The 22,030-nt window shown below is 70.5% G+C and carries 29 protein-coding genes and 1 riboswitch; of the genes, 14 read left to right on the plus strand and 15 right to left on the minus strand.

The window, feature by feature from the left end; all coding sequences use genetic code 11:
- Positions 1-10 precede the first annotated feature (10 nt).
- The 5 genes from ybeY to QSK32_RS09360 all read left to right on the plus strand — a co-directional run bounded on the left by ybeY (position 11) and on the right by QSK32_RS09360 (position 4,790).
- Entirely contained in the window at positions 11-481 is a 471-nt protein-coding gene (gene ybeY / locus QSK32_RS09340; protein WP_045743379.1) for an rRNA maturation RNase YbeY, read from the plus strand.
- Positions 482-486: 5 nt separating this feature from the next.
- A complete protein-coding gene (locus QSK32_RS09345) occupies positions 487-1,860 on the plus strand; it encodes a hemolysin family protein (RefSeq protein WP_045743378.1) in 1,374 nt (457 codons plus the stop codon).
- Entirely contained in the window at positions 1,853-2,236 is a 384-nt protein-coding gene (locus tag QSK32_RS09350) for a cytidine deaminase-like protein (protein ID WP_045743377.1), read from the plus strand. The genes QSK32_RS09345 and QSK32_RS09350 overlap by 8 nt, the downstream gene beginning before the upstream one ends.
- 509 nt (positions 2,237-2,745) lie before the next feature.
- Positions 2,746-3,666 carry a GTPase Era gene (era, locus tag QSK32_RS09355; RefSeq protein ID WP_045743437.1) on the plus strand — a complete coding sequence of 307 codons (921 nt, stop codon included), beginning with the start codon at positions 2,746-2,748 and terminating at the stop codon, positions 3,664-3,666.
- An 83-nt stretch (positions 3,667-3,749) separates the two neighbouring features.
- Complete coding sequence (locus QSK32_RS09360; protein WP_285471670.1) at positions 3,750-4,790, plus strand: acyltransferase family protein; 1,041 nt, start codon at positions 3,750-3,752, stop codon at positions 4,788-4,790.
- Here the strand turns inward: QSK32_RS09360 and QSK32_RS09365 are convergent.
- Positions 4,749-5,507, minus strand: a complete 759-nt coding sequence (locus QSK32_RS09365) for a DUF4097 family beta strand repeat-containing protein (protein WP_285471671.1) — start codon at positions 5,505-5,507, stop codon at positions 4,749-4,751. The genes QSK32_RS09360 and QSK32_RS09365 overlap by 42 nt on opposite strands.
- Before the next feature lie 107 nt (positions 5,508-5,614).
- Between QSK32_RS09365 and recO the strand changes: the two genes are divergently transcribed.
- Positions 5,615-6,394: a DNA repair protein RecO gene (recO, locus tag QSK32_RS09370; protein ID WP_045743375.1), complete on the plus strand. Its 780-nt coding sequence runs from the start codon at positions 5,615-5,617 to the stop codon at positions 6,392-6,394.
- Positions 6,391-7,173 carry an isoprenyl transferase gene (locus QSK32_RS09375; RefSeq protein ID WP_045743374.1) on the plus strand — a complete coding sequence of 261 codons (783 nt, stop codon included), beginning with the start codon at positions 6,391-6,393 and terminating at the stop codon, positions 7,171-7,173. The genes recO and QSK32_RS09375 overlap by 4 nt, the downstream gene beginning before the upstream one ends.
- 135 nt (positions 7,174-7,308) lie before the next feature.
- Here QSK32_RS09375 and QSK32_RS09380 read toward each other — a convergent pair whose 3' ends face one another.
- From QSK32_RS09380 to QSK32_RS09390, 3 genes are read right to left on the minus strand one after another with little or no spacing between them, the layout of a single operon-like run.
- Complete coding sequence (locus tag QSK32_RS09380) at positions 7,309-8,094, minus strand: SAM-dependent methyltransferase (RefSeq protein ID WP_245674012.1); 786 nt, start codon at positions 8,092-8,094, stop codon at positions 7,309-7,311.
- A gap of 10 nt (positions 8,095-8,104) precedes the next feature.
- Entirely contained in the window at positions 8,105-8,782 is a 678-nt protein-coding gene (locus QSK32_RS09385; protein WP_045743372.1) for an HAD family hydrolase, read from the minus strand.
- Positions 8,779-9,075 carry an MTH1187 family thiamine-binding protein gene (locus QSK32_RS09390; protein WP_045743371.1) on the minus strand — a complete coding sequence of 99 codons (297 nt, stop codon included), beginning with the start codon at positions 9,073-9,075 and terminating at the stop codon, positions 8,779-8,781. The genes QSK32_RS09385 and QSK32_RS09390 overlap by 4 nt, the downstream gene beginning before the upstream one ends.
- A 150-nt stretch (positions 9,076-9,225) precedes the next feature.
- On the opposite strand from QSK32_RS09390, the gene QSK32_RS09395 reads away from it, so the two are divergent.
- A complete protein-coding gene (locus QSK32_RS09395) occupies positions 9,226-9,441 on the plus strand; it encodes a hypothetical protein (protein WP_045743370.1) in 216 nt (71 codons plus the stop codon).
- Positions 9,438-9,857, plus strand: coding sequence for a PIN domain nuclease (locus QSK32_RS09400; RefSeq protein ID WP_285471672.1), 420 nt, complete (start codon positions 9,438-9,440; stop codon positions 9,855-9,857). The genes QSK32_RS09395 and QSK32_RS09400 overlap by 4 nt, the downstream gene beginning before the upstream one ends.
- 21 nt (positions 9,858-9,878) lie before the next feature.
- On the opposite strand, the gene QSK32_RS09405 is transcribed toward QSK32_RS09400, so the two are convergent.
- The 5 genes from QSK32_RS09405 to QSK32_RS09425 form a co-directional block, all read right to left on the minus strand.
- Positions 9,879-10,253 carry a PH domain-containing protein gene (locus QSK32_RS09405; RefSeq protein WP_045743368.1) on the minus strand — a complete coding sequence of 125 codons (375 nt, stop codon included), beginning with the start codon at positions 10,251-10,253 and terminating at the stop codon, positions 9,879-9,881.
- Between the two features lie 31 nt (positions 10,254-10,284).
- On the minus strand, positions 10,285-11,205 hold the full coding sequence (locus tag QSK32_RS09410; protein WP_285471673.1) for a methylenetetrahydrofolate reductase: 921 nt from the start codon (positions 11,203-11,205) through the stop codon (positions 10,285-10,287).
- A 126-nt stretch (positions 11,206-11,331) separates the two neighbouring features.
- Complete coding sequence (locus QSK32_RS09415; RefSeq protein ID WP_425394654.1) at positions 11,332-12,135, minus strand: energy-coupling factor transporter transmembrane component T family protein; 804 nt, start codon at positions 12,133-12,135, stop codon at positions 11,332-11,334.
- Positions 12,132-13,562: an ABC transporter ATP-binding protein gene (locus QSK32_RS09420; protein WP_285471674.1), complete on the minus strand. Its 1,431-nt coding sequence runs from the start codon at positions 13,560-13,562 to the stop codon at positions 12,132-12,134. The genes QSK32_RS09415 and QSK32_RS09420 overlap by 4 nt, the downstream gene beginning before the upstream one ends.
- 2 nt (positions 13,563-13,564) lie before the next feature.
- Entirely contained in the window at positions 13,565-14,149 is a 585-nt protein-coding gene (locus QSK32_RS09425; protein ID WP_285471675.1) for an ECF transporter S component, read from the minus strand.
- A gap of 71 nt (positions 14,150-14,220) precedes the next feature.
- Positions 14,221-14,325: riboswitch (TPP riboswitch) on the minus strand.
- A gap of 59 nt (positions 14,326-14,384) precedes the next feature.
- Between QSK32_RS09425 and QSK32_RS09430 the strand changes: the two genes are divergently transcribed.
- Together QSK32_RS09430 and QSK32_RS09435 are read left to right on the plus strand one after the other, a co-directional pair.
- Positions 14,385-15,197: an alpha/beta fold hydrolase gene (locus QSK32_RS09430; RefSeq protein ID WP_285471676.1), complete on the plus strand. Its 813-nt coding sequence runs from the start codon at positions 14,385-14,387 to the stop codon at positions 15,195-15,197.
- Positions 15,198-15,226: 29 nt separating this feature from the next.
- The gene (locus QSK32_RS09435) at positions 15,227-15,760 is read left to right on the plus strand and encodes a DUF6328 family protein (RefSeq protein ID WP_045743363.1); all 534 of its coding nucleotides are present in this window, start codon (positions 15,227-15,229) and stop codon (positions 15,758-15,760) included.
- Here the strand turns inward: QSK32_RS09435 and QSK32_RS09440 are convergent.
- From QSK32_RS09440 to QSK32_RS09465, 6 genes are read right to left on the minus strand one after another with little or no spacing between them, the layout of a single operon-like run.
- Positions 15,729-16,334 (minus strand): hypothetical protein, encoded by a 606-nt coding sequence (locus QSK32_RS09440; RefSeq protein ID WP_045743362.1) that lies wholly within the window; start codon positions 16,332-16,334, stop codon positions 15,729-15,731. The two genes, QSK32_RS09435 and QSK32_RS09440, sit on opposite strands and share 32 nt — an antisense overlap.
- Before the next feature lie 45 nt (positions 16,335-16,379).
- The gene (locus QSK32_RS09445; protein ID WP_045743361.1) at positions 16,380-16,676 is read right to left on the minus strand and encodes an ArsR/SmtB family transcription factor; all 297 of its coding nucleotides are present in this window, start codon (positions 16,674-16,676) and stop codon (positions 16,380-16,382) included.
- Positions 16,677-16,704: 28 nt separating this feature from the next.
- Positions 16,705-17,571, minus strand: coding sequence for a metal ABC transporter permease (locus tag QSK32_RS09450; RefSeq protein ID WP_285471677.1), 867 nt, complete (start codon positions 17,569-17,571; stop codon positions 16,705-16,707).
- Positions 17,571-18,365, minus strand: coding sequence for a metal ABC transporter ATP-binding protein (locus QSK32_RS09455; protein WP_285471678.1), 795 nt, complete (start codon positions 18,363-18,365; stop codon positions 17,571-17,573). Before QSK32_RS09455 ends, QSK32_RS09450 begins: the two co-directional genes overlap by 1 nt.
- Positions 18,362-19,297: a metal ABC transporter substrate-binding protein gene (locus tag QSK32_RS09460; protein WP_285471679.1), complete on the minus strand. Its 936-nt coding sequence runs from the start codon at positions 19,295-19,297 to the stop codon at positions 18,362-18,364. Before QSK32_RS09460 ends, QSK32_RS09455 begins: the two co-directional genes overlap by 4 nt.
- A 57-nt stretch (positions 19,298-19,354) precedes the next feature.
- Complete coding sequence (locus QSK32_RS09465; RefSeq protein WP_045743357.1) at positions 19,355-19,612, minus strand: DUF6703 family protein; 258 nt, start codon at positions 19,610-19,612, stop codon at positions 19,355-19,357.
- Positions 19,613-19,647: 35 nt separating this feature from the next.
- Between QSK32_RS09465 and QSK32_RS09470 the strand changes: the two genes are divergently transcribed.
- From QSK32_RS09470 to QSK32_RS09480, 3 genes are all read left to right on the plus strand, one after another.
- Positions 19,648-19,989, plus strand: coding sequence for an antibiotic biosynthesis monooxygenase family protein (locus tag QSK32_RS09470; protein ID WP_045743434.1), 342 nt, complete (start codon positions 19,648-19,650; stop codon positions 19,987-19,989).
- Positions 19,990-20,039: 50 nt separating this feature from the next.
- Complete coding sequence (locus QSK32_RS09475) at positions 20,040-20,570, plus strand: hypothetical protein (protein ID WP_052720551.1); 531 nt, start codon at positions 20,040-20,042, stop codon at positions 20,568-20,570.
- A gap of 68 nt (positions 20,571-20,638) precedes the next feature.
- The gene (locus QSK32_RS09480; protein ID WP_045743356.1) at positions 20,639-22,018 is read left to right on the plus strand and encodes a glycine--tRNA ligase; all 1,380 of its coding nucleotides are present in this window, start codon (positions 20,639-20,641) and stop codon (positions 22,016-22,018) included.
- Positions 22,019-22,030 lie beyond the last annotated feature (12 nt).

The raw sequence follows: 22,030 nt of genomic DNA on the forward strand, positions 1-22,030 counted from the left end.
TCGCACCACTATGTCCATCGAGATCGCCAACGAGTCGGGAGTCGAGGTCGACACCGACGCGATCCTCGCGGTTGCCCGGCACGCCCTGGACGAGATGGGGGTCAACCCGCTCGCCGAGCTGTCGATCCTGCTCGTCGACATCGACTACATGGCCGAGCTGAACCACCGGTGGATGGGCAGCGACGGTCCGACCGACGTGCTCGCCTTCCCGATGGACGAGGGCAGCGTCGACCACGGTCCGGGCGAGTCCGGTGCCGGTGAGCCGGCGCTGCTCGGCGACATCGTGCTCTCGCCCGAGGTCGCCGCGAAGCAGGCGGCGGTGGCCGGGCACTCGGCCGCCGACGAGATGCACCTGCTCACCGTGCACGGCGCTCTGCACCTGCTCGGCTACGACCACGCCGAGCCGGACGAGGAGCGGGAGATGTTCGCCCTGCAGAACAAGCTTCTGCAGAGCTGGCGCGCCGGTCGTAAGGCCGGCTGAGCGCCGTGGAGCCCGCCCAACCTCTGGCAGCGTCCGCCGTCTCGGCGGGCCTGCCGGATGTGCAGTTGATCGTCGTCGCGGTCGTGTTGGTGTTCCTGGCCGGACTCGCGTCGATGACGGACGCCGCGCTGGCGACCGTCTCGCACGCCCGGGCGACGGAGTTGGACAAGGAGGGGCAGCGGGGCGCGGGAGCACTGGCCGCGGTCGTCTCCGACGTGGTCCGCTACGTCAACCTGCTGCTGCTTCTGCGCCTGCTGTTCGAGCTGACCGCGACCACCATGGTGGCGCTGGTCGCGGTGGACAGCTGGGGCGTGGGCTGGCGTGCCGCGCTGGTCACCGCCGGCGCGATGACGCTCGTCAGTTTCGTGGTGGTCGGTGTCGCCCCGCGGACCGTCGGCCGGCAGCACGCGTACGCGGTGGGCCGGGCGACCGCGCCACTGGTCCGCTGGCTGGGCAAGGTCCTCAACCCGCTGGCCAAGCTGCTGATCCTGATCGGCAACGCGGTGACGCCCGGCAAGGGCTTCCCGGAGGGGCCGTTCGGCAGCCAGGTCGAGCTGCGGGAGCTGGTCGACCTGGCCGAGCAGCGCGGCGTGGTGGAGCACGGCGAACGCGAGATGATCCACTCGGTGTTCGCGCTCAGCGACACGATCGCCCGTGAGGTGATGGTGCCGCGGACCGAGATGGTGTGGATCGAGGCGTCGAAGACACTGCAACAGGCGCTCTTCCTGTTCCTGCGGTCCGGGTTCTCCCGGATCCCGGTGATCGGCGAGAGCGTCGACGACGTGCTGGGCGTGCTCTACCTCAAGGACGTCATCCGGCGGACCCAGAACGGGGATCCGGCGGCGGCCGCGCAGGCGGTGGCCGACGCGATGCGCCCGGCGACCTTCGTGCCCGAGTCGAAACCGGTCGACGACCTGCTCTCCGAGATGCAGGCCGCCCGCAACCACCTGGTGATCGTGGTCGACGAGTACGGTGGCACGGCCGGCCTGGTCACCATCGAGGACATCCTCGAGGAGATCGTCGGCGAGATCACCGACGAGTACGACGTCGAACGCCCGCCGATCGAGCACCTCGACGACGGCGCGGTGCGGGTGACCGCACGGCTGCCGATCGAGGACCTGGGCGACGTGTTCGGCGTGGAGCTGCCGGCCGACGAGGTGGAGACCGTCGGCGGCCTGCTCGCACAGACCCTGGGCCGGGTGCCGATCCCCGGTGCCACGGTCGAGGTCGAGGGCCTGCACCTGACCGCCGAGGGCACCACCGGCCGGCGGAACAGGATCGACTCGGTGCTGGTGCGCCGGGTCATGCCGGAGCCGCCCCGCGGCCCGGCCGATGAGAACGTTGCCGAGAATGAGGAAAGACAACCCGCCGATGCCTGACCAGACCTTTGCCGCCGCGACCGTACCGAGCGCGGACGGCGCCGTGCTGAGCGCCGAGGACGCCAAACTGGTGACCTTGGCGCGCAGCTCCCGGGCCCGGGTGGGCTCGGTCGAGGGCGCCGCGGTCCGTGACCAGGACGGCCGCACCTACGCGGCGGCGACCGTGGCCCTGCCGCACCTGGCGGTCACCGCGCTGCAGCTGGCGGTGGCGCAGGCCGCCGCGTCCGGCGCGACCCGGCTGGAGGCGGCCGCGGTGGTGACCGAGGCGTCGACGCTCGACGGCGGTGGGCACGCGGCGGTGCGTGACCTGGCGGCCGACGCGCCGATCCACGTGGCGGGCCCGGACGGTTCGCTGCTGGGCACGGTCACCCAGTGACGGGCCGGGAGCCGGGTAAGAACGGCGAGCAGAAGAAGCGTCAGACCGGCAGCCGTCAGGCCGGTGCCGCCCGCCAGGGCGGTGAGCGTCAGAACGGCGAGCGCCAGTCCGGCGGCAAGCAGAAGCACACCATCCGGAGCCTGACCGCGGATCCGCAGACGGGCACCCGCAAGGGCGGCGACCGTCAGAGCGGCACCGGCCGTCCGGGCGCGGGCCGTCCGAGCGGCGAGGGCCAGGCCGGTGGGGAACGCCGTCTGACGGCCGGCGAACGCAACGAGAAGCTGCGCCAGGAACGGCGGGCGGCGAAGCGGGCCGCCGATCAGGGCGATCAGCAGCAGCGCCCGCGCAAGCCGCGGACCCGCCCCGGCGCCACGGCTGATCGTCATGGCACCACGGGGGCCGGACAGCCGGGGACTGCTCGGGGACGTGCTGGTGCTTCTGAGTCAGGTGTGGCGCGTACCCCTGAGGGATCCTCCGGTGAGGAGAGGCGTGGCGCGCCGCAGCAGCGGGTGCACCGGCACAAGGCCGCGTCTGCCCAGAAACGCGGTGAGGGTGACTACCGCGCGGGTTTCGCCTGTTTCGTCGGGCGGCCGAACGCCGGCAAGTCGACGCTGACCAACGCGATCGTGGGTCAGAAGATCGCGATCACCTCGAACAAGCCGCAGACCACCCGGCACGTCATCCGGGGCATCCTGCACCGCCCCGATTCGCAGCTGGTGCTGGTCGACACGCCGGGTCTGCACCGTCCGCGGACGCTGCTCGGCGAGCGCCTCAACGACCTGGTCCGCGAGACGTGGAGCGAGGTCGACGTGATCGGGGTGTGCTTCCCGGCGGACGAGCCGATCGGGCGCGGTGACCGGTTCATCTCGACCGAGATCAGTGCGCTGAAGGCCACGGTGATCGCCGTGGTGACGAAGGTCGACCTGGTCAGCCCGGCGGTGCTGGCCGAGAGGCTGCTCGCGGTCGCGGAGCTCTACGACTTCGCGGAGATCATCCCGGTCAGCGCGGTCTCCGGGCACCAGGTGGAGAACCTGACCGACGTGATGATCGGTCATCTGCCGCCGTCGCCGCAGCTCTATCCGGACGACGTGCTGACCGACGAGCCGGAGCAGGTGCTGATCGGCGAGCTGATCCGCGAGGCGGCGCTGGAGGGCGTCCGCGACGAGCTGCCGCATTCGATCGCCGTGATCGTCGAGGAGATGTTGGTCGAGGGCAAGCTCACCAAGATCTACGCCGACGTGTACGTGGAACGGGACAGCCAGAAGTCGATCGTGATCGGCAGTCGAGGTGCGCGCCTCAAGGAGGTCGGTTCCCGGGCCCGGGGTGAGATCGAGGAGCTTCTGGGTACCAAGGTTTACCTGGATCTTCATGTCCGGGTGGCCAAGGAGTGGCAGAGGGATCCGAAGCAGCTGCGTAAGCTCGGCTTTTAGATCGAGGTATGGATATTCGCTGACTATGGGATAGTTCACCGCGGTTTGCACTTTTCTGCATATCACGGGTAACACCTGTGGCCATGCGGAACCGGTACCTGGACCTCCTGCGCGCCGTGGCCACCGTTCGGGTGGTGGTGTACCACCTGACCGGATGGGCTGCGCTGACCATCGTCTTCCCGGCGATGTCGGTGATGTTCGCGCTGGCCGGCTCGCTGATGGCGAACTCTCTGGACCGGTTCGGGGCGTGGGCGGTGGAACGCCGCCTGCGCCGCCTGCTGCCCTCGCTCTGGGTGATCGGCGTGATCGCGGTGACCGCGATGCTGGCCACCGGCCGGCCGTGGGACACCCGGATGCTGCTCTGGGGGTTCCCGCTGGCCGACGCGACCGCGCACGGCTGGTGGGCGCAGGCGCTGAACCACACCTGGTACCTGCGCGACTTCCTCTGGTTCGTGCTGCTGTCGCCGCTGGCCCTGCCGGTGTACCGGCGGTTCCCGCTGGCCACGATCGTCACGCCGTACCTGGTGCTGATCGTGCTGACGGTGAGCGCGATCGAGGTGCCGTCGATCGCCTTCCACATGGCGTTCTACGGCGGCGCGTGGATGCTCGGTTTCGCCCACCACGACGGCCGGCTGCAGCGCCTCGGCCGCCGGAAGATTTTTCTGCTGGCCGGGACGCTCGCCGTGCCCGCCGCGATCTGGGTGATCACCCATCCCGGCCCGCGCGGGTACGACCTGAACGACATCCCGCTCGGCAACGCCCTCTGGTCGGCCGCGTTCATCCTGGTCGCGCTCGGCATCACCGCGCCGATGGTGGGCGAGAGCCGGGTGCTCACGCTGCTGAACGCCCGGGCGCTCACCATCTATCTCTGGCACATCCCGATCATCGTGACGGTCGTGCAGTTCGGCGAACGTCACCAGCTGCCCGGCGGCAACGCCGGCCTGATCTGGCGCAGCGCCGTGGTGATCGCGCTGCTCGCCCTGATCACCCTCGCGGTGGGCTGGATCGAGGACCTGGCGGCCGGCCGCCGGCCCGCGCTGGTGCCGGGTCACCGGCCGCTGAGGCCCCCGGCGCCGGGGGCCTCAGCGGCCGGTGACCGTGATGTCGCCGTTGCTCGCTCGTAGGTTCAGGGTGTTCGCCGCCTTCGGGTCGTCGGCAAGGTCCATCACCGTCGCCTCGCCGTGGGCGGACTGGGCGCTGATCCGGTAGTCGCCGCGCGGCACGAACACCTCGATGTCGCCGTTGGCCACTGTCGCCGTCACCGACGACGCCGACGCCAGGTTGAGAGCGATGTCGCCCGACGTGCTGCGCGCCGTCATCGGGCCGGTCGTGCCGAGTGCGACGATGTCGCCGTTGGTGGTCTCCAGGCTCGCGGCGCCGCCACCCGTCACCGAGATGTCGCCCGACGTCGACCGGACCGCCACGTCGCTTGTCGCATCCTCCACGGCGACGTCGCCGGAGGTCAGTTTCAGGTCGACCGGGCCGACCTGGGTGAGGAACACGTCACCGGACCGCATCTCGCCGCGGACCGTCACCCCGGCCGGGGCCTCGATCTCGTAGGAGACGCGGCAGTCGGACCCGCAGTCGGTGGTCAGGGACAGCACCCCGTCCTTCAGGGTGTAGGACGAGCCGGGCGAGGTGCCGCCGGTGACCACCCGCTGGACCTTCGTGGTGGCCTCGGTGCCGGTGCGCACCCGCACGTCGCCATTGCCACCGGTCAGCACGATGTCGGTGACCTTCGTCGTCTCGGTGTCGTTGAAGATCATCCGGGCGCCGACCGCCTGGTCGCATCCGGCCAGGACGAGGGCAGAGGTGAGGATCAGGGCGGCACGTCGGCTCATGGCTCGACGCTATTTCCGGCAGCCCCTGAGACACCACCGGTCCCGCCCCGGAGCCGACCCTGAGATCCGGGTCAGGGTATGTCGTAGGCACCGGGCACAATGGCGGGGTGCCAGCCGCCGGATACCGCCGACAGCTCTACCGCGACGACGCGGTGGTGCTGCGTGTGCAGAAACTCGGCGAGAGCGACCGGATCGTCACCCTGCTGACCCGCCGGCACGGCCGGTTGCGCGCGGTGGCCCGGGGCGTGCGCCGCACCAACTCCCGTTTCGGTGCCCGGCTCGAGCCGTTCGGGCACATCGACCTGCAGCTGGCCGGTTCCCCCGAGGGGGTGGGCAGCTCGCTGCACTCGGTCAGTCAGGTCGAGGCGGTCGCGCTCTACGGCAAGAACCTGCTCGGCGACTACCCGCGATACACCGCCGCCAGCGCGATCTGCGAGACCGCCGAGCGACTCACCCCGGTCGAGCGGGAGCCCGCGCTGCGGCTGTTCCAGCTGACCCTCGGCGCGGTCAAGGCGCTGTCGTCCGGTGAGCACGCCGGCACCCTGGTGCTCGACGCCTACCTGCTGCGCGCCATGGCGTTCGCCGGCTGGGCACCGGCGGTCGCCGAGTGCGCGGTCTGTGGCACCCCCGGGCAGCACGCCGCCTTCGCCGTCCCGGCCGGCGGTTCGGTCTGCCCGGACTGCCGGCCACCCGGCGCGGCCCACCCCAGCCCTGCCACACTCGGCTTGATGAGCGCCCTCACCTCCGGCGACTGGACCGTCGCCGACGCCTCCGAGGCCGAGGTGCGCCGGGAGTGCAGCGGCCTGGTCGCCGCCCACCTGCAATGGCACATGGAACGAGCGCTGCGATCGCTGCCGCTCGTCGATCGACGGGAGTTGAACCCTTGAGCCCGCGTCCGCCCACCCCGCACATCTCCGGTGCCCAGCCGCCCAAGCTGCCCGCCGCGGCGATCCCGAAACACGTGGCGATCGTCATGGACGGCAACGGCCGCTGGGCCAAGGACCGGGGACTCTCCCGCACCAAGGGGCATGAGCAGGGCGAACACAGCCTGTTCGACACCATCGAGGGCGCCATCGAGCTCGGGATCCCCTATCTCTCGGCCTACGCGTTCTCCACCGAGAACTGGAAGCGTTCGCCCGAGGAGGTGCGCTTCCTGATGGGCTTCAACCGCGACGTCATCCGCCGTCGCCGCGACCAGCTGGTCGACCTGGGCGTGCGGGTGGTCTGGTCCGGCCGGTCCGGTCGCCTGTGGAAGAGCGTCATCTCCGAGCTGCAGACCGCCGAGGAGATGAGCAAGGGCAACAAGACGCTCACCCTGCAGTTCTGCGTCAACTACGGCGGCCAGGCGGAGATCGCCGACGCGACGGCGGCCATCGCCCGCGACGTGGCGGCCGGCAAGCTCAAGGCCGACAAGGTCAACGAGAAGACCATCGCCAAATACCTGTACCACCCCGAGGTGCCGGAGGTGGACATGTTCCTGCGGCCCTCCGGCGAGCAGCGCACGTCGAACTTCCTGCTCTGGCAGTCGGCCTATGCGGAGATGGTCTACCTGGACACCCTCTGGCCCGATTTCGACCGTCGCCATCTCTGGTATGCCTGCGAGCTCTACGCGCAGCGCGACCGGCGTTTCGGCGGAGCGCTGCCCAACCCGGTGAGTCCGACATAAAAGATTAGAACCGATGTCGTAGCGGGGTGGTGGGTGCGGACCGTCGCTCCCGCCGAGGGCCCGGCGACTCCCGCTGGCCGCTGCGCGTCCAACCCGCGAGAGCCACCGGGCGGCCTGCGTGAGTGGTGGCGCCCCTCAAGGTTTACGGCCGACGGCGGCCCACACGTTGATGTCGGAGCGGTCCGGGATCAGGGTGCCCGGGTCGGGACGCCACTCACTGGCCGGCACGACCCCCGGATCGACCAGCTCGAGACCGGCGAACAGGTCGGCGAACTCGTCCCGGGACCGGGTCCAGACGTCGGACCTCCCCTGCTCGACCAGCTGCTGATAGAGCGCCTGCTGCTCGGGCGTGCCGAAATCCGAGGTGGCGTGCGTGGCCACCAGGAAACTGCCCGGCGGCAGCGCGTCCAGCAGTCGGCCGACGACCGGTTTCGCCGCGCCGGGACCGTGCAGGAAATGCAGGACCGCGATCAGCATCAGGCCGACCGGCTGCGACAGGTCGAGGGTCTCGCGCAGCGTGTCGTGTGCGAGGATCGCCGCCGGGTCCCTCAGGTCGGCCTCGAGGTATGCCGTCCGGCCCTCGGCACTGCTCGTCAGCAGGTTTTCGGCCATCGAGGTGACCATCGGGTCGTTGTCGACATAGACGATCCGGCTGTCCGGGGCGTGCCGCTGCGCCACCTCGTGCGTGTTGTCGGCGGTCGGCAGGCCGGTGCCGATGTCCAGGAACTGCCGGATCCCGGCCTCGGCGGCCAGGAACCGGGTGGCCCGCTGCAGCAGCGCCCGGTTTGCCAGCGCTCCGACCCGGACCTTGGGGAAGAGCCGCTCCAGCTCGTCGCCGGAAGCGCGGTCGGCGGCGAAGTTGTCGGTGCCGCCGAGCCAGTAGTTGTAGCGGCGCGCGGGATGTGCCGTCTCTGCGTCCACGGCATCCACATTAGATGTTCGAGAGCGCCCTGACTGCCCTCTCGGTGTCGCTGAGGTCGGGCAGGACGACATGCGCGCCGGCCGCCACCAGATCGGCGGCCGCGGTCGCACCGGTCGCCACGCCGATCGCGACCGCGTCGTTGGCCAGGGCCGCCTCGATGTCGCGCACGGTGTCGCCGATGACGACCGGGTGGAAGTCCTCGCCGTACTTGGCGCGGGCCCGCTCCAGGCTGCGCCGCACCAGGGTGGCGCGCAGGCTGTCGTCGGTGCCGTAGCCGCCCACCTCCGCGTCGAACGAGCCGGTCAGCCCGAACGCCGCGACCTTCGCCGCCGCGACCTGCGGGACGTTGCCGGTGACCAGGGTCTGCACCACGGCCGGGTCGTCACCGAGCCGGGTCAGCACCTCGCGGACCCCGGGCATCAGGGTGCCCTGCTCGGCGAACTCGTGCCGGTTGTCGTGCACGATCGCGACGTAACGGTCGAAGAACCGCTCCGGCGTGCAGTCGGTCACCCCGTGGGTGGCGAAGACCTCGGCGCAGATGTCCAGATCGGTGCGCCCGCCGAAGATCGGCGTCGCCCGCCAGTCCAAACCGGTGATCTCGGTGAACGCGGCGATCCAGGACCGGGCGGCGACCCCGCCACCGCGCAGCAGCGTGTAGTCGATGTCCCACATCACCAGGCGCCTCATGAGTCGCCCAGGACCCGCTCGATGTGCGCGACCTTCGCGGTGAGGGCGTCGGTGACGCCGGGGCGGACGTCGGCCTTCAGCGAGAGGCTGACCCGCGGCGCGACCGCGGCGACGGCGTCGACGGCCTGCTTGACGACCGCCATCACCTCGTCCCACTCGCCCTCGATCGTGGTGAACATGGCGTCGGTGCGGTTCGGCAGCCCGGACGCGCGAACGACCCGGACCGCCTCGGCGACGGCGTCCCCGACGGAGTCGCCCGCGCCGATCGGCGTGACGGAGAAAGCGATGAGCATGCCGTCATTCTTCCCGGTGATCCCGCTTGAGTCGATCAATGTACGGATCTAACGTGTGCATGCGACCAGATACATGGAGCTAGTCGCAAGGGACTAGTCACGTCCCGCTTTTCGTCTAGATTGGGGAGGGCTCGACACGTGGGAGATGTGATGACGGAACTACGGGTCAACGTGGAGGTCGAGGCGCTCAAAGCCGCGGCGAAGATCCTTGGAACGGAGGGCGATCCGGAGGCCACCATCAATGCCGCGCTGCGCGAGGTCATTGCTGTGCGCCGCAGAGTCGAGGCATTCGAGCGGTTGGCGGAAATGGGCGACGCCGGCGAGTTCGACGCCCTCGCCGACAAGAAGAACTACCGCCCGCGATGATCAGGTATCTCATCGACACGAGCGCGTTCTTTCGGCTGCTGCGTAATCCCGAGCTGCAGGAGAGGTGGCGAGGCCCCATCGAGTCCGGTTCGATGGCGATCTGCCCGTTGACCGAGCTGGAGATCTACCATTCCGCGCAAACCCCCGAGCAGCGCGCGAGATGGAAGGAGGTGCTCGAGGAGAGCTACTGCTGGGTTGTCATCACCGACCGGGTGTTCGATCGGGCTCCAGAGATCCAGGAAGGGCTCTTCAATATTGGCGCGCATCGCTCCGCCGGGCCCGTTGATCTGGTGGTCGCGGCGGTGGCCGAAGACCACCGGATGACGCTTCTGCACTACGACAACGACTTCGCTCAGGTGGCTAAGGTCACCGGGCAGCCGACCCGATGGGTGGCGGCCCCCGGGTCGGTCAACTGAGGCGTCGCCTGCCTCCCCGCGTCAGAGGAGGTAGGTGGCGATCAGCTGGCTCAGCTGGCGGATGTCGACGTTGCGCTTGAACTCGAGGCGCACGTTGCCGAGACCGCTGAACCACAGGTCCAGCTCCGAGTCACGGTCGAAGCTGCCCGCGGTCTCCACCGAGAAGGCCTGGATCTTGTTGTACGGCAGGGTGGTGAAGTCCGTCTTCGAACCGGTGATGCCCTGCACGTTGGCGGCGATCAGGCGCTTGTCGGTGAAGACGACGAAGTCGCGGACCGTTTTGAAGGTGAAGACGACCCGCTCACCCGGCACGAGGAACGGGGCGATCTGGGAGTGCACCTCCTGCGGGTCGCACGGGTTGAGCTTGAACACGGAGTCGGTCTTGAAGTCGATCACGCAAACCACGGTAGCCGGAGCGGGCCAGCGGTCACGCCTTCCGCAGCAGGGCGGCGACCTCGGTGGCGAGGTCGGTGGTGGCCTCGATCTCGGCTTTGCGGATGGAGACGCTTTCGATGTTGAAGCCGTACGGGACGCCCAGGTGGTCGCAGAAGTCGATCAGGTCGCGGGCGATGGCGACGCACTGCCGGTAGGACTCGGCCAGCGGGTCGGGGGAGTGTTCGATCGAGTTCTGCAGCCAGCGCGGGATGTCGACGCCGAGCCAGCGGACGAACTCGAGGGTCTTCAGCGAGCCGCAGAGCGACAGCGTGAAGACGATCGTGCGCGGGGTGACGCCGCGGCGGCGGCACTCGTAGAAGTAGTCGGAGACCAGGTTCTTCGTCTCGTTGACGTGGTAGACGACCTGGGAGACGAAGAACGACGCGCCGCGGTCCTGTTTGGTGAGCATGCGCAGGTGTTCGTCGGCGCGTTCGCTGATCGCCACGGCGCCCAGCGGCAGGTCCGGCCGGACTTCGGCGCGCAACTCCTGGGCCCGTCGCAGGCCGGTGTGCACGTCCTTGCCGCCGGAGGAGGCGCCGACGAAGACGCCGAGGACCTCCGGGCCGGCGGAGGCCATCCAGTTGCGGAGTTCGTCCTCCGGGTATTTGCCGACGCAGCGGTAGATGATCACCGGCTTGTCCCAGCCGCCCAGGTGGTCGGTCAGGTAGCGGGCCGGGTCCAGGGTCGGCAGGTACGGGAACGGGCGCTCGTCCGGGTTGCGGTCGGATTCGTCGTCGATGTCGTACAGGATCAGGCCGTCGAGGTCGAGGCCGCCCAGCCGGTCGAGGGTGACCGTGGCGATCTCCTTGATTCTCTCCGCGGTGGCGCTGCGGCGGGGCGGGGTGATGCTGAAGAGCAGCACGCCGCCGCGTGCCTCGGCGAGTGATGTGTGCAGAGTGGGACGCGACGACATCCCCTCAGCCTAGGGAACCCGTGATCAGTGGGCGGCGTGGCAGGGAGTCGCATCCCGCCTTTCGAACGGGACCATCCCGTCACCGGTGGCGGGCGGGACGGTCGGCACCACTCGGGCGGCGAACGGTCAACTGATGACCGGCTGGAAGAACCCGGTGAGCACGGCGACGGTCAGGATCAGGGCGGCCAGTCCGGCCGCGCCGGCCAGCAGGGCGGTGTCCGCGCCCGTGAATCGCTGCAGGCGGGCATGGGTGCGGGGTGTCCGCGCGTCGAACCCCCGGGAATCCATCGCCACCGACAGCCGGACACCGCGCCGCAGCGCCCCGACCAGCAGCGCGAACGCGGTCGACGCGAACAGCCGCAGCCGGGCCACCGGGTTGCGCCCGGCGTCCACCCCGCGGGCGCGGCGGGCCAGGGCCAGCGCCCGCCACTCCTGCCCGAGCAGCGGCAGGAGCCGGAACGCGGCGAGCGCCCCGATCGCGAAACGGGCCGGGGCCTTGGCGTTCTGCACCAGCGCGTCGGCCAGGTCGGTGGGGTCGGTGGTGGCGAACACGATGATCCCGGGCAGCGCCACCGCGAAGATCCGCAGGATCAGGGCGGTGGCGGTGGTGAGCACGCCGGTGGTGATCTGTATCGGTCCGAGGGCCAGCAGTAGGGTGCCGCTGCGGTCGGCCGCGAACAGCACCATGGAGACCAGGATCCCGGCGGCGGCGAGCAGCAGCGGGGCGAGACGGCGGGCCAGCACCCGCATCCGGACGCCGAAGGCCGGCAGCAGGGCCAGCTCCACCAGCAGGGCGGCGGCCGGCGTGACCGGATCCACCGTGGAGATCAGCGGCAGCGAGAAGAGCAGCGCGGCGCCCAGCTTGGCGACCGGGTTGCGGCGGGCCAGCGGGGCGGCCGGGTCGGCGACCGGGGCGGGAGCGAGGATCACGGCCGCGATCTCCGGGGGAGTGGTTGTGGGTCGGGCGCGCCGAGCGGGAAGGTGCGATCAGCGAGGGTACGCACGAAGTCCTCGTCGTGGGTGACCGCGACGATAGCGTGCCCCTCGTCCCTGAGCCCCGCGAACAGTCCGATCAGTTCCCGCCACGTCCGCCGGTCCTGGCCGAATGTCGGCTCGTCCAGCACCAGCAGCCGCGGGGCGGTGGCCAGCGCCGTCGCCACGCTCAGCCGCCGCGCCTCGCCGCCGGAGAGGGTGAACGGGTTGGCGTCGGCCAGCCGGGTCAGGCGCAGACGGTCCAGCAGGTCGTCCACGATCCGCCGGATCTCCGCCGGGGACCGGCCGAGCCGTCGCGGGCCGAGGGCCAGTTCGTCGGCCACCCGGCCGGTGACGAACTGGTGTTCCGGGTTCTGGAAGACCGATCCGATCCGCCCGGCCAGGGTGGCGGCCCGCCATCGGTGCGGGGGCCGGTGGTCGCCGGTGACCCGGACCTGTCCCGTGTCCGGGGCGGTCAGCCCGCCGAGCACCAGGGCCAGGGTCGACTTGCCGACGCCGTTGGGGCCGGTCACGGCGAGGACCTCGCCGTCGCGGACGGTCAGCGAGACGGGGTCCAGTCGGCCGGTGACGGCGGCGCTCGTCACGCGTACGACATCGGTTGTCGGGGTTGAGGTGGCCTTGACCGGCGGAATGCTGAAGCCGGGCACCCAGACCCCTTCCGCCGCCAGCCGGTCGCCGTAGGCGGTGAAGACCACGTCGGGGGAGCCGTCGGCGCGCACGCCACCGCCGGGCTCCAGGACCACCACCCGGTCGACGAGTTCCAGTGCCTCGGCGACCCGGTGTTCCACGACGATCAGGGTGGTGTCGGCGCCGGTCGCGCGGGCCACCGCGTCGCGGATCAGCGCGGCGCCCGGCGGGTCGAGGTTGGCGGTGGGCTCGTCCAGCAGCAGAAGCCCGGGCCGCAGCGCCAGGACCCCGGCGAGAGCCAGGCGTTGCGCCTCACCGCCGGAGAGGGCCGCGGTCGGGCGATTGATCGGGTACGGGAAACCGACCCGGTCCAGTGCGTCGCTGACCCGTGGCCAGATCTCCGCGGCCGGCACACCCCGGTTCTCGAGACCGAAGGCCACGTCGTCCCCGCTGCGGGCCATCACCAGCTGGGTCTGCGGGTCCTGGAACACGATCCCGGTCCGGTCCCGGGCCTTGCGCGGCTCGAGGCCGTCGATCTCGATCGTGCCCTCGGCCTCGCCGGAGTCCTCGGGCAGCAGGCCGGCCAGCGCGGCGAGCAGGGTGCTCTTGCCGGCCCCGGAGGGACCCAGCAGCAGCACCCGCTCGCCGTGCCGGATGTGCAGGTCGAGGCCGCGGACCGCCCAGGCGCGGCGCCCGGCGTGCCGCCACCCGAAGTCACGGATCCGAACCTCGGACATGACTAGATGAGTGCCCGTTCCCGGCCGGGTCCGAACCGGTCGAGCACACCGGTCGGTGCCAGCGCCTTCACCAGCACCCAGCCGCCGAGTCCGGCGAGCAGGGCGCCGCTGACCACGGTGAGCAGCGCGTACGGCACGCGGTAGTCCCACAGCGCGTACTTGGCGTTCCAGACGAAGAAGTCGAACAGCGCCGCGGTCACCCCGGTCATCGCGCCGGCCAGCAGCGCGGCCGGCAGTTTCCAGGACCGGTAGAACAGGACCGCGAACGCCAGCTCGGCGCCGAGCCCCTGGACCAGTCCCTGCGGGATGACGGTCGCCCCCCAGGCACTGCCGAGCAGCGCGGAGACGATCGCCGCGACCGCCTCGGTGTACAGCGACGCGCCCGGCTTGCGGATGATCAGGCCGCCCAGCACGGCCGGCAGCAGCCAGACCCCGTAGAGCAGGGTCTGCGCGGGCGGGAAGAAGGCGAAAGCGGCCTCGGTGACGCCCCAGACCGTGTTCCAGGCCCAGAAGATCACGCCGAACGCCACGGCGATGACCGAGGCGATCACGATGTCTATCGTGCGCCAGCGGTGACGGTTGTCCATGATTTGCCTCCCAGCGGGTACCGGGAGGAGACGCATGCCGGCACCGGGCGACGTTGCCCGGAACGCGGCACGGCTGTGAGAGACCGAACTTCCTGCGCTGGCATTACCCAGATCAGGTACGAGGGTCTGCGGGTCCACCCGCACTCTCAGCGCTGTGCGCTCCCCTGTCGGATTACATGTGCTTCGATGACGCTAACACCCGGTTAACGGTGCGGCACAGGGAGGGACCGGTCACATGGAGATCAAAGCCCGAGGCATGACCTTCGACCTGTACGAGGGGGGACCGTCGGACGGCGAACCGGTGCTCCTGCTGCACGGCTTCCCGCAGGATCACCGGGAGTTCGATGCGATGCTGCCGCACCTGCACGCGGCCGGGCTGCGGACGTACACGGTGGACCAGCGCGGATACTCGCCCGGCGCCCGGCCGGGCGAGGCCGCCGCGTACCGGATCACCGAGATGACCGCGGACGTCCTCGCCCTGCTCGACGCGCTCGGGCTGGAGTCGGCGCACATCGTCGGGCACGACTGGGGCGCGAGCGTGGGGTGGCTGCTCGCCGCCAACCACCCCGGCCGGGTGCGGACCCTGACCGCGGTCTCGGTGCCGCATCCGCGGGCGATGATGCTGGCGATGCGGGTCCGGGCCTCGCAACGGGCGCGGATGGCGTACTTCCAGGTGTTCCGGTCGGCGTCGGCGGAACGGCTGCTGTTGGCCCGCAACGGGACCCTGCTGCGCTGGATGCTGCGGCCGCTGCACCACGCCGAACAGTACGTGGCGGCGATGCACGAGCCGGGCCGGCTGACCGGCAGTCTGAACTGGTACCGGGGATACCGGACCGCGGACGTCGCGGACACCCCCACGGTCACCGTGCCGACCACGTACGTGTGGAGCGACCGGGACGGGGTGGTCGGCCGGACCGCGGCGCTGCGGACCGCGGACTGGGTGGATGCGGACTACCAGTTGGTGGCGATGCGCGGGGTCAGCCATTGGGTGCCCGAGCAGGCGCCGCGGGAGCTGGCCGGGTTCGTCCGGTCACGCATCGGCGTTTGACCATGTGGTGGACGGGGAATGGCCGGGCGATGGCCCCCTCGTCGCACCAGGAAAAATCGCACCAGGAAACCGAGAAACAGCGGTGGGACCGGAACTTCGCGGATCTCCTCCAGGAGTTGCGCGTCGCGCAGACCGGCGTGCAGATCCTCTTCGCGTTCCTGCTCACCCTGCCGTTCAGCAGCGGATTCCCGAATACCACCGACATCCAGAAGGACATCTACGTGGTCGCCCTGATCAGCGCGGCGTTCGCCACCGCGATGATCATCTCGCCGGTGGCGTTCCACCGCGCGCTGTTCCGGCAGGGCCGTAAACCGGAGCTGGTCCGGTACGCCCACCGGATGGCCACCGGCGGCCTGGCGTTCATGCTGATCGCGATGGTCAGCAGCGTCCTGCTGATCACGGACTATCTGCTGACCTGGAAGTGGGCGATCCCGCTGACCGTGCTCACCGGCGGCTGGTTCCTGACCTTCTGGGCGCTGCTCCCGTTCGGCCACCGCAACTGGGGCGATGACACCGACCAGGACGGTTACATCATGGACGACGCCGCAGACCGAGCTTCCTGAGTTCCAGCTCCGCCAGGGCGTCCACCGCCGCGCCGTCCCCGGCCCGCCAGCTCTGGGCGATGTCCGGGCCCAGCTTCGCCAGCTGGTTGAGCGGACGGGAGGTGAGCGCCCGCAACGCCAGCAGATCCCGGCCGGCCGGGTCGTCGCGGACCGCCGCGGCGACCCCGGCCCGCCGGATCCAGCGCAGCCGCAACGGCAGCCAGAGGAACAGCACCAGCGCGATCGGCACCGCGATCGCCACCAGCGGCAGGATCAGCGCCAGCTGGTCGACGAACGCCTGCTGGTCCCGGCCGGCCTCGGCGAGGTTGCGGGCCGCGTCGGCGGCGCTGGTGAACGGCTTGGTGAGCTCGTCGCCGACCAGTGGGACCCGGCCCACCTTGCCACCGGCCTCGGCCAGGTTGTCGGCGATGCCGCCGCCGGCGCTCTCCAGTTTCTGACCGGGCACGGCGAGCTGCAGCACCACGTCGTGCACCCACAGGGCGACGCGAATCCACAGGTAGACCCAGAGAACGACGAGGATGTCGGTGATCAGTTGGCGGATCGCGGTCGGCATGCGGTCGGCGTAGAGCTTCACCCCGGAAGCGTCGCACCCCGCGCGCCGTGGCGCATCACCGGAGAATCAGCGGCCCTCACGGGCGTGACTGACCGCGTCGGCCACGATGTGCGCGACGTGCTCGTCGACCAGCGAGTATTCGATCTCGCGGCCGCGGCGGACGCCCCGGACCACGCCGGCGCCGCGCAGCACCCGCAGATGCTGGGACACCAGCGGCTGCGGGGCGCCGAGCTTCTCCACCAGGTCGTGGACGCAGCGTTCGCCGGCGCCCAGCTCGACCACGATGGCGACACGGATCGGCGCGGAGAGCGCCCGCAGCAGCGCGCTCGCCGGCTCGTAGGCCTCGTAACCGGTGACAGTCATATGTGTGACAACCGTACAGGTGGGGTGGTCAGGACTGCAGGACGACGTCCGGTGGCTCGGTGTCGGCGGCGGCCCGCGCGGGACGTCGCAGGCGCCCCCGGACGGTCGCGGTGATCGCGGTACCGAGGAAGGCCGCCAGCGCGAGGAGCACGGTGGTGGCGCCCGGCGCGGTGTCCGCCTCGGCCGACACCAGGATGCCCGCGCCCGCCGAACCGACGCCGACCAGCATGGCCAGCGCCATCGTGCCCTTGAAGCCGCGGGTGACCTGCTGTGCGGCGGCGACCGGGACCACCATCAGGGCGGAGACCAGCAGCAGGCCGACGGTACGCATGGCGATCGTGACGGTGATCGCGGTGGTCACGGCGAGGAGGATGTTGAGGGTCCGTACCGGCAGGCCGCTGACCTTCGCGTACTCCTCGTCGTTGCAGAGGGCGAACAGGGCCGGCCGGAACACCAGCATCGCCACCAGTACCGCCGTGCCCAGCACGCCGATGACCACGATGTCCTGCGCGGACGTGGTGATCAGCGAACCGAAGAGGTACTGCATCAGGTTGGCGTTGCTGCTGTTGTCGGAGAGGCCGACCAGCACCACGCCACCGGCGATGCCGCCGTAGAAGAGCAGTGCCAGCGCCAGGTCGCCGGAGGTGCGCCCGCGCTCGCGGATCAGCTCGACGCCGACCGCGCCGATCGTGGCGACCAGTACCGCGGTCACCACCGGGGAGTTGTCGGTGAGCAGGCCCAGGCCGACGCCGGTGAGGGCCACGTGCCCGATCCCGTCGCCGATCAGCGACAGGCGCCGTTGCACGAGGTAGATCCCCAGGGCGGGCGCGACGAGACCGATGATCAGGGCGCCGGCCAGGGCGCGGAGCATGAAGGGGTACGCCAGGAGCTCCATCAGAACGTCGTCGTCCCTTCCGTGGGAGCCCACTCGCAGATGGTCGCCTTGACCTCGTCGGCGTGCGGGTGCACGTGGTCGTGTCCCGGCTCGGCGTGGTGCCCGGCCGGTTCCGGTGGCGTCCCGGAATACGCGATCCGGCCCTCGTGCACCACGATGGACCGGCCGATCAGCGGGCGCAGCGGGCCCAACTCGTGCAGGACCAGCAGGATGGTGCCGCCACCGGCGGCGAACCGGGCGAGCGACGCGGCGAACGCCTCCTGGCTGGCGGCGTCGACGCCGGCGTTCGGCTCGTCGAGCACCAGCAGGTCGGGTTTGCCGGCGAGCGCCCGGGCGATCAGGGTGCGCTGCTGCTGGCCGCCGGAGAGGGTGGCCACCGGGTCGTTGATCCGGTCCAGCAGGCCGACGTCGGTGAGCGCGTCGCGGACCGCGGCCTTGTCGGCGGCGCCCGGGAAACGGAAGATGCCGCGCCGGGCCAGACGGCCCGACGCGACGACCTCGCCGACGGTGGCGGGTACGCCGCTGCCCGCGCCGAGGCGCTGGGGGACGTACCCGATCCGTTCCCAGTGCCGGAACCGGCGCTGGGGTGTGCCGAACAGTTCGATCTCGCCGCGGCGCAGCGGGACCAGGCCGAGGACGGTCCGGATCAGTGTGGACTTGCCCGATCCGTTGGCGCCGAGGACCGCGACGACCTCACCGGCGGTGACGCTCAGGGAGATGTCCCGCAGGATCTCGCGACCGTCGTAGCCCGCGGCGCCGTGCCGTACCTCGACGACACTGTCGGCATCGGTCATGCGGAACACTCCAGTGCTGTGGTCAGGGCGGCCAGGTTGGCGCGCATCACCGAGAAGTAGTCTGCTCCCTCCTCGGTGATGCCCTCGAGCGGGTCCAGGACCGCGGTCTTGGCGCCGACCTCCTGCGCGATCGTCTCGGCGACCTTCGGGCTGACCAGGGTCTCGAAGAAGATCGTGGTGGTGCCGCTGGCCTTGGCGGTCTCGGCGACCTCGGCGAGGCGCTGCGGGGACGGCTCGGCCTCCGGGTCGATGCCGGTGATGCCGACCTGGGTCAGGTCGTACTTCTCGGCCAGGTAGTGGAACGCGGTGTGGCTGGTGACCAGTTCGCGGCGGGCGCAGGTCTTCAGGCCGGCGGTGTACTCGCCGTCGAGCGCGGTGAGCTCGGTGTGCAGGGCTGCGGCGCGGGCGGTGTAGTCGGCCGCGTGGTCCGGGTCGGCCTGGCCGAGGCGCTCGGCGAGTTTGTCGCCGATGGTGGCGAGCCGGGTCGGGTCGAGCCAGACGTGCGGGTCGGTGCCGTTGGTGCTCTCCTGCTCGTGCTCCTCCTCGCCCTCGGCGTGCTCCTCCTCGCCGTGCGGGTCGGCCTCGGTGGCGGCCAGCAGCTGGACCGCGGAGCCCGCGTCGAAGACGTGGTCGCCACCGTTCTGCTTCACCGCGTCGTCCACGGCGGGCTGGAAGCCGCTCAGGTAGACGACCAGGCCCGCCTCGGTGATCTGCCCGACCTGGCCGGCGTTCAGTTCGAGGTCGTGCGGCTCGGCGCCGGGCTTGGTGAGGTTGGTGACGCTGACCGCGTCGCCGCCGATCCGCTCGCTGACGAACTGCAGCGGGTAGAACGCGGTGACCACGGAGAGTTTGCCGTCGTCGGCGCCCGCGGTGCCGCCGCAGGCGGCGAGGGGGATGGTGAGGAGCAGGGCGGGGAGCAGGCGGCGCATCATGCCACCAACTGTCGTCGATAATGACAATGATTGTCAAAAGCGCATGGGTTCCACCGATCAGGTGACGATCTTGGAGATGGCCCCCGCGATCAGCAGCGTGAGCAGGACCAACCGGACCACCCGGGTGACCCCGGTCTGCACCGGCCAGGTGGTGAAGGTGAGCGTGCCCACCCCGGCCGCCAGCACCACCAGCAGCAGGGCCCCGACGATGCCGGGCAGGAACAGCCCGGCCAGCAGCAGGACGAGCGCCCCGGCGAACGCCGCCGTCGGGTTCACCCGGGACAGCCGGCGCAGAAGATGATCGGGCGGGGTCACTGGCGGCTCCTGTCGGCGTGCGTACCCTCGGTCACATGCTGGTGCTCAACCGCTTCACGGTCCCGCCGGACACGCAGGACGACTTCGCCGCGCGGGCCCACGCCGCGCTCGACGCCCTGGCCCGCAGCAACGGGTACCGGTCCGGCAAGCTCACCCGGGCCATCGAGGATCCGGAGCACTGGATCCTGGTCACCGAGTGGGAGTCGGTCGGAGCCTACCGGCGCGCGCTCGGCGGCTTCGACGTCAAGGTGCACGCCACCCCGCTGCTCGCGCAGGCCCTCGACGAGCCGTCCGCCTTCGAGACCCTGGCCGAGGCCGCACCGGGCGAGCCCGTGGTCGTCAGCGCCAGTGACCGGGCCGCCGATCCCTGGCGCTGACGGTCAGGTGCACTCGCGCGATCCACGACACAGGACCTAGGCTGGGAGACATGAACCCGGCGCCGCCCACCGCATACTTCCCGCCGCCTGAGCCGGGTTCCACGGTGCCGCCGCCGCCCCAGGGTCCCGGCGTGCACCCACCCTTCCCGGCGCCGCCGGTCGAGGGCCGGGGCAAGCGGATCGGACTCGGGCTGGGCATCGGCGCCGGTGTGCTGCTGCTGGTCTGCGGTGGTGGCACGGGCGCGCTGATCGGGCTGGGCGCCGCGATGGAGTCGTCCTTCGACGAGCAGGCCGGGGTCGTGGTCAGCCGCTACCTCGACGCCGTGCAGGACCGGTCGTTCTCCGAGGCGTACGACCAGCTGTGCCAGGACGCGCAGGACGACGAGAGCAAGGCGCAGTTCATCGCCCGGATGTCGACGGGGGATCCGTTCACGTCGTACACCGTCGGTGATCTTGATCTGGTGACCGGCTCGGTCCCGGTGGATCTGCGCTACGCCGACGGCGACGTCGAGCAGGTCTATGCCGAGCTCGGGCAGAACACCACGACAGGCGCGTTCGAGGTGTGCGGCGTCGGAGAGTAATCTCACTGTTCGTCCTGACACATCCACGTTTCCCCGCCGACACCCAGCCGGCGTAGGAGGAGATCCACATGCCTGCCGACCGTATCGACGCCGTCGTCAACCTGGCCAAGCGCCGGGGCTTCGTCTTCCCCTCCAGCGAGATCTACGGAGGCACCCGCTCGGCGTGGGACTACGGTCCGCTCGGCGTGGAGCTCAAGGAGAACGTCCGCCGGCAGTGGTGGCGCACCATGGTCCAGCAGCGCGACGACATCGTCGGCCTGGACTCCGCCGTCATCCTGTCCCGCGACGTCTGGGCCGCCTCCGGTCACCTCGACGCGTTCGTCGACCCGCTGACCGAGTGCCAGTCCTGCCACAAGCGGTTCCGGGCCGACCACCTCGAGGAGGCGTGGGAGGCCAAGCACGGCAACCCGCCGGCCTCGCTGCAGGAGCTCAACTGCCCGGACTGCGGCAACAAGGGCACCTTCACCGAGCCGAAGATGTTCAACGGCCTGATGAAGACCTACCTGGGCCCGACCGAGAGCGCCGAGGGCCTGCACTACCTGCGCCCGGAGACCGCCCAGGGCATCTTCGTCAACTACAACAACGTGGCCACCGCGGCCCGCAAGAAGCCGCCGTTCGGCATCGCCCAGATCGGCAAGAGCTTCCGCAACGAGATCACCCCGGGCAACTTCATCTTCCGTACGCGTGAGTTCGAGCAGATGGAGATGGAGTTCTTCGTCGTGCCCGGCAGCGACGAGGAGTGGCACGAGTACTGGTTGCAGCAGCGCTGGAACTGGTACACCGACCTGGGCCTGTCGGAGAGCAACCTGCGCTTCTTCGAACACCCCAAGGAGAAGCTCTCGCACTACTCGAAGCGGACCGTCGACATCGAGTATCGCTTCCGGTTCGGTGGCACCGAGTTCGCCGAGCTCGAGGGCATCGCCAACCGCACCGACTTCGACCTGGCCACGCACTCGAAGCACTCCGGCGTCGACCTGTCCTACTTCGACCAGGAGAAGGGTGAGCGCTGGGTTCCGTACGTCATCGAGCCGGCGGCCGGCCTGACCCGCGCCGTGCTGGCGTTCCTCCTCGAGGCGTACGACGAGGACGAGGCGCCCAACACCAAGGGCGGCGTCGACAAGCGGACGGTCATGCGCTTCGACCCGCGGCTCGCGCCGATCAAGGTCGCGGTGCTGCCGCTGTCGCGCAACCCGGAGCTGTCGCCGAAAGCCCGCGAGCTGGCGGCGAACCTGCGCAAGCGCTGGATCGTCGAGTTCGACGACTCGCAGGCGATCGGCCGCCGCTACCGCCGGCAGGACGAGATCGGCACCCCGTTCTGCGTCACGGTCGACTTCGACACCCTCACCGACGACGCGGTGACGGTCCGGGACCGCGACACCATGAAGCAGGAGCGCGTCTCCCTCGACCAGATCGAGGACTACCTGATCAAGCGCCTGCCCGGCTGCTGAGGTCTCCGCCCC

It is taken from the genome of Actinoplanes sp. NBRC 101535 (assembly GCF_030269225.1).
GTDB lineage: Bacteria > Actinomycetota > Actinomycetes > Mycobacteriales > Micromonosporaceae > Actinoplanes > Actinoplanes rectilineatus.

What these genes read in the sequence shown, in the direction of transcription:
- QSK32_RS09435 (WP_045743363.1), top strand. Translation starts at nt 15,227, where the DNA reads ATGGCCCCCTCGTCGCACCAGGAAAAATCGCACCAGGAAACCGAGAAA.
- QSK32_RS09390 (WP_045743371.1), bottom strand. Translation starts at nt 9,075, where the DNA reads ATGCTCATCGCTTTCTCCGTCACGCCGATCGGCGCGGGCGACTCCGTC.
- QSK32_RS09480 (WP_045743356.1), top strand. Translation starts at nt 20,639, where the DNA reads ATGCCTGCCGACCGTATCGACGCCGTCGTCAACCTGGCCAAGCGCCGG.
- QSK32_RS09410 (WP_285471673.1), bottom strand. Translation starts at nt 11,205, where the DNA reads ATGTCGTCGCGTCCCACTCTGCACACATCACTCGCCGAGGCACGCGGC.
- QSK32_RS09425 (WP_285471675.1), bottom strand. Translation starts at nt 14,149, where the DNA reads ATGGACAACCGTCACCGCTGGCGCACGATAGACATCGTGATCGCCTCG.
- QSK32_RS09360 (WP_285471670.1), top strand. Translation starts at nt 3,750, where the DNA reads ATGCGGAACCGGTACCTGGACCTCCTGCGCGCCGTGGCCACCGTTCGG.
- QSK32_RS09475 (WP_052720551.1), top strand. Translation starts at nt 20,040, where the DNA reads ATGAACCCGGCGCCGCCCACCGCATACTTCCCGCCGCCTGAGCCGGGT.
- QSK32_RS09450 (WP_285471677.1), bottom strand. Translation starts at nt 17,571, where the DNA reads ATGGAGCTCCTGGCGTACCCCTTCATGCTCCGCGCCCTGGCCGGCGCC.
- QSK32_RS09460 (WP_285471679.1), bottom strand. Translation starts at nt 19,297, where the DNA reads ATGATGCGCCGCCTGCTCCCCGCCCTGCTCCTCACCATCCCCCTCGCC.
- QSK32_RS09400 (WP_285471672.1), top strand. Translation starts at nt 9,438, where the DNA reads ATGATCAGGTATCTCATCGACACGAGCGCGTTCTTTCGGCTGCTGCGT.
- QSK32_RS09445 (WP_045743361.1), bottom strand. Translation starts at nt 16,676, where the DNA reads ATGACTGTCACCGGTTACGAGGCCTACGAGCCGGCGAGCGCGCTGCTG.
- QSK32_RS09395 (WP_045743370.1), top strand. Translation starts at nt 9,226, where the DNA reads ATGACGGAACTACGGGTCAACGTGGAGGTCGAGGCGCTCAAAGCCGCG.
- QSK32_RS09430 (WP_285471676.1), top strand. Translation starts at nt 14,385, where the DNA reads ATGGAGATCAAAGCCCGAGGCATGACCTTCGACCTGTACGAGGGGGGA.
- ybeY (WP_045743379.1), top strand. Translation starts at nt 11, where the DNA reads ATGTCCATCGAGATCGCCAACGAGTCGGGAGTCGAGGTCGACACCGAC.
- QSK32_RS09455 (WP_285471678.1), bottom strand. Translation starts at nt 18,365, where the DNA reads ATGACCGATGCCGACAGTGTCGTCGAGGTACGGCACGGCGCCGCGGGC.
- QSK32_RS09385 (WP_045743372.1), bottom strand. Translation starts at nt 8,782, where the DNA reads ATGAGGCGCCTGGTGATGTGGGACATCGACTACACGCTGCTGCGCGGT.
- QSK32_RS09365 (WP_285471671.1), bottom strand. Translation starts at nt 5,507, where the DNA reads ATGAGCCGACGTGCCGCCCTGATCCTCACCTCTGCCCTCGTCCTGGCC.
- QSK32_RS09350 (WP_045743377.1), top strand. Translation starts at nt 1,853, where the DNA reads ATGCCTGACCAGACCTTTGCCGCCGCGACCGTACCGAGCGCGGACGGC.
- QSK32_RS09470 (WP_045743434.1), top strand. Translation starts at nt 19,648, where the DNA reads ATGCTGGTGCTCAACCGCTTCACGGTCCCGCCGGACACGCAGGACGAC.
- QSK32_RS09420 (WP_285471674.1), bottom strand. Translation starts at nt 13,562, where the DNA reads ATGTCCGAGGTTCGGATCCGTGACTTCGGGTGGCGGCACGCCGGGCGC.